We start from the raw sequence: 15,794 nt of genomic DNA, 5'->3' as shown, positions 1-15,794 counted from the left end.
CTTGGTTTATCTGCGCAGTATTTCTTTAGGTGGTGAATGACTTGACCAGTGATTTGGTATTCCTTTTCGGTGTTTTTGGTGCAGGGTTGTTATCGTTTTTTGCGCCATGTATTCTGCCGCTGATCCCGGTATATGTGTCTTATCTGTCTGGAAGCATGGTCAACGGTACGAATCAGCAGGAGCCCAACACCAATTCGGTTCGGCTGCGGAGTACACTTGTTTTGCGGACATTTTTATTTGTTCTTGGACTGTCTTTGGTATTTGTTCTACTCGGTTTTGGTTCCGGCATCGTTGGTAATGTGATCTCAAGTCCTGTGTTTATTTTCTTCTGCGGAGCCATCGTGGTGATTTTCGGGATTTATCAAACCGGGTTAATACGACTATCCTGGCTGGAGCGGGAGAGAAAGCTGTCAAGCGATCATGCCAGCCGAGGGGGATATATCGGAGCGTTCCTGCTGGGTCTGACGTTTAGTTTCGGCTGGACTCCTTGTATCGGGCCTGTGCTGGCGGCCATTCTTGGTATCGCCGCAGGAGAAGGCTCTCCACTGTATGGCGGGTTTCTCATGTTCCTTTATACCCTTGGGTTGGCGATTCCTTTCCTGATTCTGTCCGTTTTTTCGGAATATGTTATGAAGCGGATACGTCGTTTATACAGGTACATGGGTGTCATCAAAATAACTTCCGGCTGTATTCTTATTGTCATGGGACTATTGTTAATGACAGACCGGCTAAACAGCTTGGTGACCTGGTTTCAATAATCATTGGAGGAATTTGGTGTGAAAATGGCACGGAAATGGATGGTATCTGTAATCGTATTCGCTGGAGTACTGTTGATCTTGAGCGCATGTGTATCACAGCAAACTGAATCAAAACAAACGGGGTCATCATCAGCCCCAGCATCAACATCCGATATCAGTTCGTCAACCATGATGAACAAGGGAGAGACGGCTCCTGAATTTTCATTGGTTGATCTGAAAGGAAACACGGTTGGACTTTCTGATATTCAAGGCAAGAAAGTGTATGTGAAATACTGGGCTTCCTGGTGTTCCATCTGCCTTGCGGGTTTGGAAGACCTGAACAATCTGGCTGGTCAAAACAATGATTTTCAAGTCATTACGATTGTGACGCCAGACTACAAAGGAGAGAAGTCCTCCCAAGCGTTTACCGAATGGTTTGACCAACAGCCGTATGATAACATAACTGTTCTTTTGGATGAGAAAGGTGTATGGGCCAAGAAATTTGGTGTCAGAGCATATCCTAGTTCCTTTTATATTGGCTCTGATGGTATTTTAGCGAAATCGCAGCCAGGGCATGCATCCAATGAACAGATCATGGAATCATTACAAGAGATTTTGTGAGAAGGGAGGAAGTGTCATGAAGAGGACGCTGCTCGGCTTGTGCCTCCTTGTTATAGCGATAGTTGTGTCTGCTTGTGGAAACAGGGTTGAGAATCATTCAGCTTCATCTTCGATATCTACTCAACCTGTCAAGGCATCGAGTGTCTCCGAGGAAAATCTGAGTAACCTGTACTTGGCAGGAGGCTGTTTCTGGGGTGTGGAGGCATATATGGCTCGTATTCCGGGGGTCCAGAATGTGACTTCCGGTTATGCCAACGGTGAAGGAGAGAATCCAACCTATGAGGATGTTATTCGCGGGGACCAGGGGTTTGCGGAGACTGTTCATGTAAAATATGATCCGCAGCAAGTATCTTTGCAGAAATTGCTTGAATCTTATTTTCGAGTTATTGATCCTACCAGCTTGAATAAACAGGGCAATGATCGTGGTATTCAGTATCGGACTGGAATATATTATACGTTGCCTGAAGATGCCAAAATTATAGAACAGGCTGTAGAGGCAGAGCAAGCAAAATATGACCAACCCATCGTAACGGAGGTAATGCCTCTGCAGAATTATTATTTGGCGGAGGAGTACCATCAGGATTATTTGAAAAAAAATCCGAACGGATATTGTCACATTGATATGACTGTCCTGGATGACCTGGAGATTGCGATTGATCCCGCTCAATATGCACGTCCAACAGATGAGCAATTAAAGGAACGATTAACAGACGAACAGTATGCAGTTGCGGTAAACAATGATACGGAGCATGCGTTCAGTAACGAATACTGGGATAATGAGGAGCCCGGTCTGTATGTTGATATTGCAACGGGAGAGCCATTGTTCACCAGCCGGGATAAGTACGATTCTGGTTGTGGGTGGCCGAGTTTTACAAAACCGATTGTACCTGAGGTTGTTACCTATACAACGGATACGAGCTTTAGTATGGAGCGCACGGAGGTACGAAGCCGGGCAGGAGATATCCACCTTGGGCATGTGTTCGATGATGGTCCCGAAGATCGTGGCGGCAAACGTTACTGCATTAACAGTGCTTCTATACGGTTTATTCCGTTAGACAAGATGGAGGAAGAACGATACGGGTATTTATTGTCATTTGTCGAGTAGAGAAGGGCTGCAATCTGCCGATGCGGCTTCCAATACAGGACTCATTCAGGTTCGTTCCATGGCTGACTTTATCAAACGATAATAAGGCTTAACATCAGGACGGTTGAGATCTCTCATAAGAGGGATTTCGACCGTTTTTATTTTGCGGCATCCAACAAAAACGGAGGTAGGCTTCAAAGATGGTACCATCATTGCTATAATTGATAATCATTATCAATTAATAAGTGGGTCTGTAGTCACAATGCTATGTATTGTACATGGCGGGGCACTTAGGAAAGGGAGTCTATATGGCTATTCAGGATGACATCAATCTGTGGGATCAGGTACAGGTTCGCGTGCTTGATGTGCGTTTTATATCACTGGAAACCAACGAGTCCATACGTAATTATGTGTTACCGACCAGTGCATTTGTGTATGTTCAAGGCAGGGGACAGGTTTGGCTGGATGAAGAGGTATGGACTGCAAGCCAGTTCTTGCTGCTGCACGGGGGTAAAGGAAGGCGTCTGACCCTTGATGCGACTGGGGTGACAGAGGTGTATCTGATTTTGTACAAATCAACGCTGCCATCCAACGTGCTGGTGGAGTACCGAATGATGCTGAACCAGCGCAATCCGTTCGAAGAGTCCTGGGCGACAGCGCCGGATCATGCACTTGAGCTGCGTGAGCTGGTGCGGAATATACATGAATGCTGGTCAGGGCAGGAGCAAGTGGGCAAAATTCAGGTCAAAGTGTACTTCTTTCAACTGGTACAGATTGTATTGTTACAGCGGAGTCGCATGATTAACGAAGTTCAGCAGCTTTCGCTTACCGATCAGGTTTTGCGATATATCAAAGCTCATTATCGGGAATCGATCTCACTTGATTCGCTTGCCCAGTCCTTGAGTTACAGTCCGCAATATGTATCTCGCAAATTCAAGGAACAGACGGGGTGTACTCCGACAGAATATGTGATTCGGTTACGAATGGGTGAGGCAAGGAGTTTGCTTGCATCTACGGAAGCTTCATTACAGGAGATTGCTGCGTATGTGGGTTATACGGACCCGTTCTATTTCAACCGTATATTCAAAAAAGAGACCGGCATTACACCGGGGCAATATCGGTTGAAGCAGCAGGCAAACTCGAAATCAGTTTCAAAAAGTGCAATATATGCAACAAATGAATCCATTGTAACAGGCCGGGAGGAACGGTATCCTTTAATTGATGATGATAATCATTATCAATATACTGGAGATGAGGAACTCAACATGTTTAACCATTTCAAATCAGCGATTATGTCGCTTGCGCTTGTACTCACATTGAGTGCTTGTGGAACAGCCCAGCAGGGGGCAGAAACATCCGAGGTCGCGGCTGAACCTGAACAACCGGCAGTAGTAGAAACCAAAATGGTCAAAACGACCTTTGGTGAGGTAGAGATCCCTGCACATCCAGAGCGAGTGGCTGCTATCGATTATCTGGGAACTGTGCTTGCTCTTGGTGTCAAACCGATCGGTGGGGGGCAATTTCTGATGAATAGTCCTTATCTGGAAGGACACATGGATGGTCTTGCAACGATAGGGGATTCCGTTGAACAATTGATGGAACTGGACCCGGATCTCATTATTACATTGAATCCGGACAAGGCGGCTTATGAGAAATACAGCAAGATTGCACCAACGGTTTCAATTGCATCCATCACTTTCCCCACACTGAAGGACGAAGTAAACTATTTCGGTGAAGTCCTTGGCAAAGAAGCGGAAGCAGAGAAATGGCTGGCTGATTTCGATGAGGAGATTGCCAAAATCAAGCTGGAGGTCCAGAACGTTGTCCCACCTGACGCTACATTCTCTGTTATGCAGGAATATGATCGCCAAGTTTTCATTTTTGGCAATCAGTCAGGCCGTGGAGGACGTAACATCTATGAATTGCTTGGTTTGCAAGCCCCGAAGAACATTCCATCCGAGTTGATGCAGGGCGCCTATCATGAATTTTCCATAGAACTGCTCTCCAAATACGCGGGAGATTACATTGTTCTGACCAGCAATTCTCAACTGAAAGACCTTCAGGCAGATCCAGTCTGGGGTTCATTACCTGCTGTCAAAAATGGAAGAGTGTACATATGGACAGAGGAACAATCCTGGTTCCGTGATCCCATCGCCTTGCTGAAACAGACACAGGATCTGGCTGAATGGATTATTGAACTTCATACACCGACCAAATAAGGAATGGGAGTTCTTGCCCACAGTTAAAGGCCCGAGTGCATCGAAATGCACAGCGGGCCTTTTTCGTTTTTTGAAACCATGTAATTTTATTAGTGATGCTTATCCTTATCTTATCGTTATCGTTAGTGAATTTCCAGGATCTCGATCGCATAACCGTCCAGTTCCAGATGAGGTCCTTTCGGTTTCCCGTCAAGTGCACTGGTATATGAAGCATGGAGTTCAATGGAGGTAGGTTCCGGGCTCAGATTGAGAATAAAACGGAACGTTCCATTCGGACCAGAGCGGGTGGTCACCTGTACACCATGTGGCAAAGTCTGAATCCCGGAGAGGTCACAGCCTTCTGCGATGCTTCGCAATAACTGGCTCAAGTACGCTTCTTCCGGCTGGGTTGCCACATAATAGACCTCACCTTTACCCCAGTGATTCCGGGTGACAGCGGCACTTTCGGCATAAAATTGATCGGCATACACTGCGACCGGCTGCGCCGTGTCCAGTTCCAGTACATCCACCCACTGGGTAGCGTTATATAGACGGCCTTGTTCGTCACGAATCTGAACGGTATCCCCGCCGACGGGATCATACTCGGTAACCCGCACACCACTACAGGCAGATAACAGACCTGGGAGCGGTGCCATGACACAGACATTATTGTCGTTCTTGACACCCGTGCGATGGGTTAAGACCAAGATGCCTCCGGCTGCTGCAAAAGCTTGCAGACGTTCTGCTGTAGTCTCATCCAGCAGGTACAGATGCGGAGCAATGATGATTTTATAGCCATCCAGTGGCTCCAAAGTGTGTATAACATCCGGACTGATGCCCAATTTGGTCAACGCGCGATGCCAGGCCTTCATATTTTCGTAGTATTCCAGTCCTTCGGCTTGCGGCTGAATCCGAAGGGCGTTCAATTGATCATGCGAATGCAGAATCGCGACTTCATTATGCAATGTTGAACCCTGTAGTCGCTCACTGAGTCTGTTCACTTCGTTACATAGCTGTTGAAACTCCTTGAAACGTCTCCCTGGAACGTTGCTGTGATCAATCAGCCCGTGCCAGAACTGCTCCGCTCCCACAGTTGCACTCCGCCAGCGGAAATGCACAACCGCATCAGCTCCACGAGCAATCGTCTGCCAAGCGTAAGCACGCAGGAAGCCGGGCTGCGGTGTACGCCACATTGGGAACCAGCATCCCGGAGGGCCGCTCAGCTGCTCCATGATCCAGAAGTTGCGGCGTTTAATGCCGCGTGTCAGATCCAAAGAGAGTGCGCCGCTGTAGGGGGCGGTATCTGTTTTGTTCGGTGAAGGGTTCGGATAATAATCAAAAGAAGCGAAGTCCAGCTCCTGACCGATTTTATATTGATCTGCCTTTTGCGGATAACTGTGAAAATTATGGGTGACAAAATGCGTAGGACAATTGCGGCGAATAATCTCAACCTGAATATGTTGAAAATCCACAATGGAATCCGATTGAAAACGGGAGTAGTCCAGCAGGAATGAAGGGTTCTGGAACGAGGAGCCTCCATACGGCGGCGTAACCTGTTCCCAATCGCCATATTCGCCACTCCAGACCACAGTCCCCCAAGCTTGGTTTAGCTGATCCAGACTGTGGTAGCGAGCACGAACCCATACACGCAAAGCATCCGCACAAGCGGCGCACTGACAATCCGTGAAGCTGAATTCATTGTCGGTCTGCCAGCCGATGATTGCCGCATGTTCGGCATAGCGCTCAGTCAGTTTTTGCACAATTCTTGCACTGTACGTTCGCATACTGGGACTGTTATAACAGCGATGACCTCGAATGCCTTCGTGATACGGTTGACCATTTGGAAGCACAGGCAGGACATCAGGACATTTTTCCGTAAGCCAGCGTGGTGGTGTCATGGTGGGTGTACCGATTACAATTTGCAGTCCATGACGATGTAAGGTATCGATCGCTTGATCAAGCCATGCCCATTCAAATTGTCCATCTGTGGGCTCCATTCGGCTCCAGGCGAACTCACCCACACGCACAATGCGCACTCCGCTGTCAGCCATTAAACGGGCATCCTGTTCCCACAGGGAAGGGTCCCAATGTTCTGGATAATAATCGACGCCCATTTGCACGGGACGGTATGTATTCATATCGGTTGTTCTCCTTTAGTATAAGCATCATGATCTTGTGAATTTTGTACGAGTCTATTTCATTGTATACTGGATAATTACAAGGGAATATAACAACATGTTGCGACAGGATATCATGATCTTGCTATTCCTAGTCTCCATATCCTATACGTAAACAGGAGGTTGAACATATGCGAACACATTGGTTTATGCCTGAGCCGGGATTCGCCGGGTACACCTGTTATCCGCTGGCCTATGGAAGATATATCGATCCAGAGCATGGGGAGCATCGTCCAGACGGGATACGGGAATACAATTTACATCTGATTTTCAGTGGACAGGGATATGTCAGAACAGAACAAGGAAACGTGCGGTTGGTGGCTGGGCAAGGTTTTCTATATGCACCAGGACAGGCTCAACATTACTATGCTGATCCCTCCAACCCTTGGGATGTCAGATGGATACATCTACAAGCCTATGATCTGGAGCGGTTGCTGGACCTCCGTAGTCCCGATAAGGTTTGGCTGTTTACATATTCGGGATTCGAACGCTTCGAGGCGCTGCATGAACAATTATGCCAGCTTGGTAGACATTATGAGAGTGTACACGAACCCAGATTATCTGCCGTGCTATACGAGTTACTGGTGGAACTTACGAGGAACTCCGAGTCGCTGGCGGGCACGTCTTTACTGAGTCATCAGGATACGATTCGTTCAACCGCCGATTACATCCGTCGTCATTGTACGCAGCCGCTAAGTCTTGCCGACATGGCAAATACAGCGGGATACAGCATGTATTATTTTAATCGCATGTTCAAAAGCATCATGGGGGTTCCCCCAGGCCGTTATCTGCTGGATTGCCGTATGCTGGCGGCGAAGAAAAGTCTGGCAGATTCAGATCTGACTGTGAAGCAGATTGCTTCCCAATGTGGCTTCACACACAGCAGTTATTTTATTCGCATGTTTCGGACTTACATCGGAATGACGCCGCAGCAATTCAGGCTGCTCTATAGCTCAGGTAGTGGAGAAGCAGACTCCATATCAACAGAGGATTGAATCCACATTAAACTCAAGAACCGTGCTGCCCAGTATGCTGAGCAGCACGGTTCTCATATGCTTATGTATGACTGAACAGTAGAGGGGATCAGCTGTCTGTACGGAGATGAAATAGCGGTGTGTTTGCCGTATAAGAGTTATTGGTTCTTTTGTTCATTCTGAATTTCTTGCAGATCCGTAAGTTGTAGTGAAAGGTCATTCTCGGGGTTTGCGCTCACAATGACTTCTGACTGAGATTGTTGCTGGCCGGGTTGATTCGACTTGTCGGCAGGTTTGATCACGTAGAGACTCTGAACGGAGTTGAGCAGGCTGGCGGGGGTGTCTTCATACGTTTCTAAGAAAAGTACATAGTCTTTGGCAGGGATCAGCTTGAGGTTGTCATCATTAATAATCTCGGTGTTGCCTAATTGTCCGCCAAGTTGCTTCACTTCAATGTGTTCCCCGGCAGTGTAACCTCCCTTATAGGATTCAGCGACCTGAATGGTATGGATCGTATAGATTTTGTCAAAAGAAGACGGATCTCCACCCGGATCGGAGGCGGGGGTCAACTCGTTTTCATTGGCAGCATCGGTAACTTGTACGATATCATTTACAGCCTCAACACGAGTCTCAATAACACTACCCTTAACAATGGTGTTTGCTCTCTCGGACAGGTCGCCAATGCTGGCATAACTCGGGTAATCTTCAGAAGCAATAATGGTCATGGGTGCATTCGACGAGGAAGCAGTAGGTGTAACAGAAGAACATCCAACAGCAGATAGAATGAAAATGGAAGAGAGAAGCAGTGTTAATACTCGATTTTTGTTCATGGACAGGAATCCTCCTTGGATTTTGAGATGAGTTCGAAGCGGATTAGTACTTGGATCTTACGTTATTGATATCAAAGGTTTGAGGTTTGGTCATGGAATTGCGGTTGCGGGAGTATGACATAATCGAAGGACTCGTTGTTGTTGGGTTGTCACCAAGCCAGATGGAGTGACCGAGTTCGTGGACGAATACGCTTTGAATGAAGTTGGATAAGTTGGTCGCGTCAGGGGTGATGGTGGATGCATTGAGTTCAATGCGGAAGCTAACGACTTGACTGCCGGATACAGAGGCGTAGTTGACACCATACGCTGTGTTATTGAAGTTTCCTACGGTGATGGTGTTAGGGGAATTACTTGTTTTGGTGAATTGAACTTTGGCACCGGCATTGTTCCAGTTAGCAAGGGAAGAGTCCATAGGGGTTTGCCATGCGGAGGTGTAATTATACGTGCGAATGGGGATGGTAGTGCTGGGATAACCGTAGGTCAGGAAGGTCGCTGCATAGATGGTACTGCCGAACATCGCAATTGCCGAGAACAACATGATGCTCATTAAAAACTTCCTTTTCATACTTAAAACCTCCAATAAATGTATTTTAATCTCTATTATAGTAACAAGGAATAGTTGAGTTGAAATGAGTCCGAGGTCATTGTTTTTGTCGTGAAAAAAATGAAATAACTCTTGATCAGACCATAATCGTGTCAAAATAAGTCATTTTCTGTTCAATATGCAATGCATAATTTCCCTGAAGTTACAAACAATACATCCAACATACACAGGGAAAGGTAGTGCTAGAGCATGTGCAACCGTTTTTCATTGGCAGCCGATTTGGACGAAGTCAGAGATCATTTCAAGATTCAGCGAGTGATGTATTATTACAAAAACCGATACAATATCAGCCCAACCCAGCATACGCCGATTATTTTGCATCAGGATGGTGAGCGTGTATTGGATGAGTTCCGGTGGGGGTTCATTCCATTCTGGGGTCGTGATGCCGTTAACGCGAATCTCATGACGGTACATGAGAATCCTTCCTATTACAAACTGGTAGAGACCAAGCGCTGCGTCATTCCTTGCAATGGATTATATTACTGGCGGCAAGAAGGCAAGAAAAGTTATGCGGTTCGTGTTGTCATGCCAGATCGCGGTCTGTTCGGCATAGCTGGGTTATACGAAGTATGGAGAGATACACGGAAAGAGCCGCTTCGTACCTGCACGATGCTTATGACAGGCGCGAACATGGTTACACGCGAGTTTGGCAGTAAAATGCCGGCGATCCTCTCCGAAGAAGAGATCAACACTTGGCTTGACCCGGCTAATACACGGGTGACTCAATTGTTACCGCTATTGAAATCGTATAACAGTACAGAGATGAATCTGTATCCAGTCACCCCTATGGTCGCCAACGATGAACACGACTGTTACGAGTGCGTAGAAGAGATGGATCAGAAGCTGGCTTACGTTCGGAGTTTCTAAGAATCCTTTGAATAGAGTGAAGGACTTGGGGTAGTATGAAGAAGATGAAGGGGCTGAGAGTCTGGAGACACTCTGCTCTTTTTTTCCTTTCTGAAAATGAAGAGTTGCAATTGCAAAGAAACGTAACTATAATCATTACAGTAAGTGAACGCATATATTCATATATCTATTAAAAGAGATATTTATAATCAGGAGGGAACCACGAATGAATCCAAAGTTTAACCAGATGTTTGAACAAGTTTCACTGCCGACTGGTATTACACTGAAAAACCGTATCGTGCTCGCTCCCATGACTCATATGTCCTCGAATGCTGATGGTACCATATCCGACGCTGAACTCGCTTATTATGCACGACGCACCGGTGGTGCTGGCATGTCGATTACGGCTGTAGGGCATGTAACCGAGCATGGCATTGGCTTCCCCGCTCAATTTGGTGTCTATGATGATCGCTTCATTCCTGGTCTGAAGAAACTGGCTGAAACCATGAAACAACAGGGCTCCGTTGCCATATTGCAAATTTTCCATGCCGGCCGTCTGACGCCTGAACAAGCTGTACCTGCGGGTCAAGTGGTTGCTCCTAGTGCGGTTGCGAGTGAGCGTCCAGGATCGCCTGAACCAAGAGAATTGACGGATGCCGAGATTACTTCCATTATCAAAGACTTTGGTGAAGCGACACGTCGTGCAATCGAAGCCGGATTTGATGGTGTTGAGATTCACGGTGCTAATGGTTATCTGATCCAGCAATTCTTCTCCCCGCATTCCAACCGACGTGAAGACCGTTGGGGCGGAAGTACGCAGAAACGTCTGACATTCCCGCTTGCTGTCGTGGATGAGGTTCAGAAAGTGGTTGCTGAACATACCAAACTGCCGTTCATCATTGGTTACCGTTTCTCTCCGGAAGAACCGGAAACACCGGGACTCACAATGGAAGATACGTATGCATTGGTGGATGCATTAAAAGATAAAAATCTTGACTACCTGCACGTTTCCCTGAACGAATTCTGGTCCAAGCCAAGACGTGGCGAAGCAGATACACGTTCAAGAATGGAGTTCATCCTGGATCGTGTGAACGGCAAAATGCCTGTGATCGGTGTAGGTTCGATTCATACCGCTGATCAGGCCGCTGAGGCGCTCCAAACGGGAGTACCTCTGCTAGCCATTGGACGTGAATTGATTATCGAGCCGGATTGGGTCGAGAAGATCGAGAGCGGACGTGAAGAAGACATTGAAACGATTCTGACCAAATCCGATCAGGAACGTCTGGTTATCCCGGACGGGTTGTGGAATGCAATCATCCACACACCGGGTTGGTTCCCTATGGCAGAAGATAAATAATATACACTTCAGAACTGGAACGGAGGGGGCGAAAGCCCCCTCTTTTTGCACATGGTCCAAATTCTCCTTGTCATCGCTCTGTGGTATGATGGATGAACAGGATCAACTGGATAATCAACGGTTTGGAGTGAAGGAATATGCTCGTAGCTGAACGGTATGAGAAAATAGTAGAATGGGTGGATACGCAAGGCAGCATGCGTGTGACCGAACTTAGTGAGCGTTGCGGGGTGACGGAAGAGACGATTCGTCGTGATCTGGACAAGCTCGAACAGTCGGGCAGGCTCAGAAGGTCCCATGGCGGGGCAGTCAGCGTAAAATACAAGGAAGAGTTACAGTCGGAGATTCCGTATCCGGAACGGGCTGTAGCCCATGCAGAAGAGAAGCGCAGAATTGCAAGCGAAGCGGTGAAAATGGTTGAATCCGGCGACCGGATCGCCCTGGATGCAAGTACAACGGCTTGGTATATGGCGGCAGGATTGCCGAATATTCCACTGACGGTATTAACCAACTCGATTAAGGTCGCCGCAGAGCTGAGTAACAAGGAGCAGATTCGTGTGATTGCCACAGGTGGGCAGTTGGCTTCGAAGTCACTGTCTTTTGTAGGACCGCTGGCAGAACGTTCGCTTGATGCGTATCATGTCGATAAAGTGTTTTTGTCTTGTAAAGGGGTGCATCTGACTAAAGGCATCAGTGAATCGAATGAATTACAGGCCTTGGTGAAGCAGAAAATGATCCAGATTGCGGATGAAGTCATATTACTTGCCGATTCCAGCAAATTTAATATACAGGCATTTACCAGAGTCGCTGAGATGAGCAGTGTGGCGAAAGTGATTACAGATCAGGGTGTAGATGAAGAGCAAGTTAACGCATTGATCGAGCAAAATATTACGTGTATACGTGTGTAAATCAGAAAGGAATGAAGTGTCATGAAACATCCTTTTCATCTGAAAGCGGTATGGAATGGGGGACGTAACAGTGAGGGAACAATCGATGCGGGTGGATTAAAAACGGTCATATCGATTCCGCAGGAGATGGGCGGACCCGGTACGGGAACCAACCCGGACGAAATGCTGCTGGGTGCAGCTTCCACCTGTTACCTGATCACGCTGGCAGCAATGCTGGAGCGTTCGGATATTACGCCGGATGAATTGACGCTTGAATCGGAAGCAACGGTAGATGTTACGAATAACGTATTTACGTACGAACGGATCGTACATAGACCCCGGATTGTACTCAGCCAGGATGCTTCAGAGGCGGATATTACCAAGGCTGAGCGTTTAGCGCACAAGGCTGAATCATCCTGCATGATCTCCCGAGCGGTGGCAGGTAATGTCCAGATGGAGACACAACCGGTCATTATTACAACAGGAGCTAACGCGGTGTGATATACTGAAGAATAGACGATTCAAGTTGTCATTTGTGTAAAATAAGGAGTCATTCGGTATGAACACACAGAAGCGCAAAACTAACCGCTGGGTACGTTTAACACGTGCTATGAAGCTGAATTTTCTCAAATTGTTACGTGCTCCCGGAGGTGCCCATAAAGTATCCACCGGATTTGCCATAGGGTTCGGGCTCGAGTTGATCGTCATCTCAACTGCTTCCCTGATCTATCTCGCATTCTATCCCATTGTGCGACTGTCTGGTGGTTCGATGCCAGCAGCGATTGTTGGTAATGTGATTGGTAAACTTACGTTCTTACCTATTATTCTGATGCCACTTGCGAAACAGATTGGTTCATGGATTTTGCCGGCTCACAGCATGGGACAGGGACTGGTACATGAGAGTGCATTCATGGAGCTGTTTCGTGGAAACTGGTCGGCCGTGAGCGAATTGTTGCTTGGTGGACTGGATATTCTGGCGGGTATGTCCGTGTTTGGTGTCATTTTTGGTGTGATATCGTACTTTGTCGTGAAATTTTTCTACGTCAGAGCGCTCAACCGGCGTTATGAACGCCGGCTGGAGAAACGCCGACAAGCGGATATCGCTTCGGTATCACCTCCGGTGTTAATCAGGAAGCCATCACAATCATAATGGGCAGCATGAACATGGATGCAGCAGTTGTCCACAGAATGCAACGAGATACAAACTGCGGTGAAGCATTGAACTGTTCAGCCAAAATAACGGCGTTCACTGCGGTGGGCATGGATGCGAGGATCAGCAGCACACTGAACAACGTACCTTCGACCTGAAGAGCGGTCAGAATCAGCCAGGAGAGGATTGGCGCAGCTGCGAGACGCACCACAAGTCCGGTCCAGAAGGCTCGGCGTACATTGGGCAACCAAGGCACCGTTGCCCCTTTGGGTCTGAGCATCTGTGCTCCCAGAATGGCGAGAACGACAGGAGAGTAACCCATAGCCAGCATGGCAATCCCTCCATCCAGTGCTTCAGGCAGGTTCAGATTGGACGCACGCAGCGCAATGGCGATGCCAGCAGCATAAATGGATGGCATGCGGAAAACGGACAGAATCGCATTTTTTACGGTGAATTCGGATCTCGCGGCAAAAAAGATACCTACCGTGTTAACAATGATCATCTGTCCAATAACGTAGACGGAAGCCTTGTCCAATCCAAGCTGATCAAAGGCAAGCAGTACAAGCGGGAGCCCGTAATTCACGCAGTTCGTAAACGTGGAGACAAGGGTGAGACCCGCTTTTTCGCTTGCACCCAGACGGAAAATCCGGCTTAACAGCTCGGCGAGTGCCCAAAGGGCAATCAGATTTATGAGGGAGAACCAGAACGTGCTGGTTACGTCCGTCCAGGTAATCTCTGCATGCAGCAATGTATTGAAGATGAGCGCAGGGCTCAAAATATAAAGGGAAAAGGTCGAGAGCGACCGGGTATCCCAATTCTTGAAGCGTTTTAACAGAATACCACCGATCACGGGAAGTGATATCGGCAAAAATACATGGTATAACGTGAGTAAAAATGAGTGAAGCAATGCAGTTCAGTCCTTTCTCGATGAAAAACCTATCTTATCATAGCAGAAGATGAACTCCATATACATGGATTTCAGGATGATCATGTTGTAGTAATCGCCTTGCTTAACTGAGAGGATTTCCCTAATGTGCAGCGACAGCGGATTGCTATTTTGATATGGCAGATTTATTATAGAAGAGGTGCAACAAGATTACATACACATAGAGGAGGAAACTGTAATGAGTGAATCAAAACGCTTGCTCGTACTGGCCGGCTCTTACGCCGAAGCGGAAAATGAGGGCATTTACGCATATGAATTGAATGAGGATACAGGTAGCTTGTCCAAGCTTGATGGCATCGCTGGCGTGAAAAACCCAACGTTTGTCAACGTGGATGCTGAAGGAAACAAATTGTACGCGATTGGTGAAACAGCGTCAGCTGAAGGCAACAAAATGTCTGAAGCTGTAGCTCTGAGCATTGATCCTTCTACAGGAAAATTAACGTTGCTGAACCGGAATGACTCCATTTCAGCTCCACCATGTCATATCCAGCGTGATCCTTCCGGCAAATACTTGATTCTTTCCAGCTACCACGGTGGTCTGGTAGGTCTGCAAGCCTTGACGGATAACGGTGAAGTTGGAGCGCTTCTGGATGAGAAGAAACATGAAGGCAAAGGTGCGCATCCTGAGCGTCAGGACAAGCCACACGTGCACTCCGCATTCTTCAGCCCGGATGGCAAATACATGATAGTACAGGATCTGGGTGCGGACAAAATCGCGATCTATTCCATCGACGCAGACAAGAATGAACTTGTGCTGCACAGTGAAACCAAAACGCATCCGGGAGCAGGTCCACGTCACTTGGCGTTCCACCCGAATGGTCAATTCGCTTATGTGATCAACGAAGTGGATTCTTCGATTACTTCGTTCCAATATGATGCAGCAGCGGGTACGTTGACTGAATTGTCTACCGTATCCACATTGCCTGATGGATATGATGGCAAAGAGAATACAACAGCAGAAATCACCGTTTCCAATGATGGACGTTATGTATATGGTTCTAACCGTGGACATGACAGCATCGTTGTATTTGCAGTAGATGCAGACAAAGGTCACCTCACACTGGTTGAGCATGTCTCTGCTGAAGGTGAGCACCCGCGTCATTTTGCTCTGACACCTAACGGCAAATTGCTAATCGCTGCTAACCGCGACACCAACAACCTTGTGACATTCACAGTGGATCAGGAGAGCGGACGTCTGAAATACACAGGTCACAGCACGGGTGTATCCAAGCCGGTATGCGTGAAACCTGTATATCTGTAAAATGTAAAATGATAAATTTCTAATACCAGCCTTGGCTGGATTGAAATGATAACGACCCTGCCATGTGGCGGGGTCTTTTATATTGAACATCCAACGTGATAATTAGGTTGCTGTTCTGCTGTAAA

15 protein-coding genes are annotated in these 15,794 nt (G+C 47.3%); 11 read left to right on the top strand and 4 right to left on the bottom strand.

What is annotated here, in order from left to right:
- Nucleotides 1-32: 32 nt before the first annotated feature.
- The 4 genes from AB4111_RS04100 (at nt 33) to AB4111_RS04085 (ending at nt 4,661) form a co-directional block, all read left to right on the top strand.
- The gene (locus AB4111_RS04100) at nt 33-758 is read left to right on the top strand and encodes a cytochrome c biogenesis CcdA family protein (RefSeq protein ID WP_442031571.1); all 726 of its coding nucleotides are present in this window, start codon (nt 33-35) and stop codon (nt 756-758) included.
- A 24-nt stretch (nt 759-782) separates the two neighbouring features.
- Nucleotides 783-1,358, top strand: coding sequence for a redoxin family protein (locus tag AB4111_RS04095; protein WP_442031570.1), 576 nt, complete (start codon nt 783-785; stop codon nt 1,356-1,358).
- A 16-nt stretch (nt 1,359-1,374) separates the two neighbouring features.
- Nucleotides 1,375-2,463, top strand: coding sequence for a peptide-methionine (R)-S-oxide reductase MsrB (gene msrB, locus AB4111_RS04090; protein WP_442030580.1), 1,089 nt, complete (start codon nt 1,375-1,377; stop codon nt 2,461-2,463).
- A 287-nt stretch (nt 2,464-2,750) separates the two neighbouring features.
- Complete coding sequence (locus tag AB4111_RS04085) at nt 2,751-4,661, top strand: AraC family transcriptional regulator (protein WP_442030579.1); 1,911 nt, start codon at nt 2,751-2,753, stop codon at nt 4,659-4,661.
- A 122-nt stretch (nt 4,662-4,783) separates the two neighbouring features.
- Here AB4111_RS04085 and AB4111_RS04080 read toward each other — a convergent pair whose 3' ends face one another.
- Complete coding sequence (locus tag AB4111_RS04080; RefSeq protein ID WP_442030578.1) at nt 4,784-6,778, bottom strand: beta-galactosidase; 1,995 nt, start codon at nt 6,776-6,778, stop codon at nt 4,784-4,786.
- A 170-nt stretch (nt 6,779-6,948) separates the two neighbouring features.
- On the opposite strand from AB4111_RS04080, the gene AB4111_RS04075 reads away from it, so the two are divergent.
- Entirely contained in the window at nt 6,949-7,812 is an 864-nt protein-coding gene (locus tag AB4111_RS04075; RefSeq protein ID WP_442030577.1) for an AraC family transcriptional regulator, read from the top strand.
- Nucleotides 7,813-7,949: 137 nt separating this feature from the next.
- Here the strand turns inward: AB4111_RS04075 and AB4111_RS04070 are convergent, their stop codons facing one another.
- Nucleotides 7,950-8,621 carry a hypothetical protein gene (locus tag AB4111_RS04070; RefSeq protein WP_442030576.1) on the bottom strand — a complete coding sequence of 224 codons (672 nt, stop codon included), beginning with the start codon at nt 8,619-8,621 and terminating at the stop codon, nt 7,950-7,952.
- Nucleotides 8,622-8,664: 43 nt separating this feature from the next.
- A complete protein-coding gene (locus AB4111_RS04065) occupies nt 8,665-9,186 on the bottom strand; it encodes a hypothetical protein (RefSeq protein ID WP_442030575.1) in 522 nt (173 codons plus the stop codon).
- Between the two features lie 228 nt (nt 9,187-9,414).
- Between AB4111_RS04065 and AB4111_RS04060 the strand changes: the two genes are divergently transcribed.
- The 5 genes from AB4111_RS04060 to AB4111_RS04040 all read left to right on the top strand — a co-directional run bounded on the left by AB4111_RS04060 (nt 9,415) and on the right by AB4111_RS04040 (nt 13,462).
- A complete protein-coding gene (locus AB4111_RS04060) occupies nt 9,415-10,092 on the top strand; it encodes an SOS response-associated peptidase (protein ID WP_091016984.1) in 678 nt (225 codons plus the stop codon).
- A gap of 205 nt (nt 10,093-10,297) precedes the next feature.
- Nucleotides 10,298-11,428, top strand: coding sequence for an NADH-dependent flavin oxidoreductase (locus AB4111_RS04055; protein WP_442030574.1), 1,131 nt, complete (start codon nt 10,298-10,300; stop codon nt 11,426-11,428).
- A 137-nt stretch (nt 11,429-11,565) separates the two neighbouring features.
- The gene (locus AB4111_RS04050) at nt 11,566-12,333 is read left to right on the top strand and encodes a DeoR/GlpR family DNA-binding transcription regulator (protein ID WP_442030573.1); all 768 of its coding nucleotides are present in this window, start codon (nt 11,566-11,568) and stop codon (nt 12,331-12,333) included.
- Nucleotides 12,334-12,354: 21 nt separating this feature from the next.
- On the top strand, nt 12,355-12,813 hold the full coding sequence (locus AB4111_RS04045; protein ID WP_342572702.1) for an OsmC family protein: 459 nt from the start codon (nt 12,355-12,357) through the stop codon (nt 12,811-12,813).
- A 58-nt stretch (nt 12,814-12,871) separates the two neighbouring features.
- Nucleotides 12,872-13,462, top strand: a complete 591-nt coding sequence (locus AB4111_RS04040) for a DUF2062 domain-containing protein (protein ID WP_442030572.1) — start codon at nt 12,872-12,874, stop codon at nt 13,460-13,462.
- Here AB4111_RS04040 and AB4111_RS04035 read toward each other — a convergent pair.
- A complete protein-coding gene (locus tag AB4111_RS04035) occupies nt 13,440-14,369 on the bottom strand; it encodes an AEC family transporter (protein WP_442030571.1) in 930 nt (309 codons plus the stop codon). The genes AB4111_RS04040 and AB4111_RS04035 overlap by 23 nt on opposite strands.
- 217 nt (nt 14,370-14,586) lie before the next feature.
- On the opposite strand from AB4111_RS04035, the gene AB4111_RS04030 reads away from it, so the two are divergent.
- Nucleotides 14,587-15,669, top strand: coding sequence for a lactonase family protein (locus tag AB4111_RS04030; RefSeq protein WP_442030570.1), 1,083 nt, complete (start codon nt 14,587-14,589; stop codon nt 15,667-15,669).
- The last annotated feature ends 125 nt before the right edge of the window (nt 15,670-15,794 follow it).

The sequence above is a fragment of the Paenibacillus sp. 2KB_22 genome (assembly GCF_052115745.1).
In the GTDB taxonomy this organism is placed as follows: domain Bacteria; phylum Bacillota; class Bacilli; order Paenibacillales; family Paenibacillaceae; genus Paenibacillus.
The sequence above is the reverse complement of the archived record's forward strand: the minus strand, read 5'-3'. Positions and strand labels throughout refer to the sequence as shown.

Excerpts from the sequence above, each read along its gene's own strand:
- AB4111_RS04095 (WP_442031570.1), top strand. The coding sequence starts at position 783 with ATGGCACGGAAATGGATGGTATCTGTAATCGTATTCGCTGGAGTACTG.
- msrB (WP_442030580.1), top strand. The coding sequence starts at position 1,375 with ATGAAGAGGACGCTGCTCGGCTTGTGCCTCCTTGTTATAGCGATAGTT.
- AB4111_RS04085 (WP_442030579.1), top strand. The coding sequence starts at position 2,751 with ATGGCTATTCAGGATGACATCAATCTGTGGGATCAGGTACAGGTTCGC.
- AB4111_RS04080 (WP_442030578.1), bottom strand. The coding sequence starts at position 6,778 with ATGAATACATACCGTCCCGTGCAAATGGGCGTCGATTATTATCCAGAA.
- AB4111_RS04075 (WP_442030577.1), top strand. The coding sequence starts at position 6,949 with ATGCGAACACATTGGTTTATGCCTGAGCCGGGATTCGCCGGGTACACC.
- AB4111_RS04070 (WP_442030576.1), bottom strand. The coding sequence starts at position 8,621 with ATGAACAAAAATCGAGTATTAACACTGCTTCTCTCTTCCATTTTCATT.
- AB4111_RS04065 (WP_442030575.1), bottom strand. The coding sequence starts at position 9,186 with ATGAAAAGGAAGTTTTTAATGAGCATCATGTTGTTCTCGGCAATTGCG.
- AB4111_RS04060 (WP_091016984.1), top strand. The coding sequence starts at position 9,415 with ATGTGCAACCGTTTTTCATTGGCAGCCGATTTGGACGAAGTCAGAGAT.
- AB4111_RS04055 (WP_442030574.1), top strand. The coding sequence starts at position 10,298 with ATGAATCCAAAGTTTAACCAGATGTTTGAACAAGTTTCACTGCCGACT.
- AB4111_RS04050 (WP_442030573.1), top strand. The coding sequence starts at position 11,566 with ATGCTCGTAGCTGAACGGTATGAGAAAATAGTAGAATGGGTGGATACG.
- AB4111_RS04045 (WP_342572702.1), top strand. The coding sequence starts at position 12,355 with ATGAAACATCCTTTTCATCTGAAAGCGGTATGGAATGGGGGACGTAAC.
- AB4111_RS04040 (WP_442030572.1), top strand. The coding sequence starts at position 12,872 with ATGAACACACAGAAGCGCAAAACTAACCGCTGGGTACGTTTAACACGT.
- AB4111_RS04030 (WP_442030570.1), top strand. The coding sequence starts at position 14,587 with ATGAGTGAATCAAAACGCTTGCTCGTACTGGCCGGCTCTTACGCCGAA.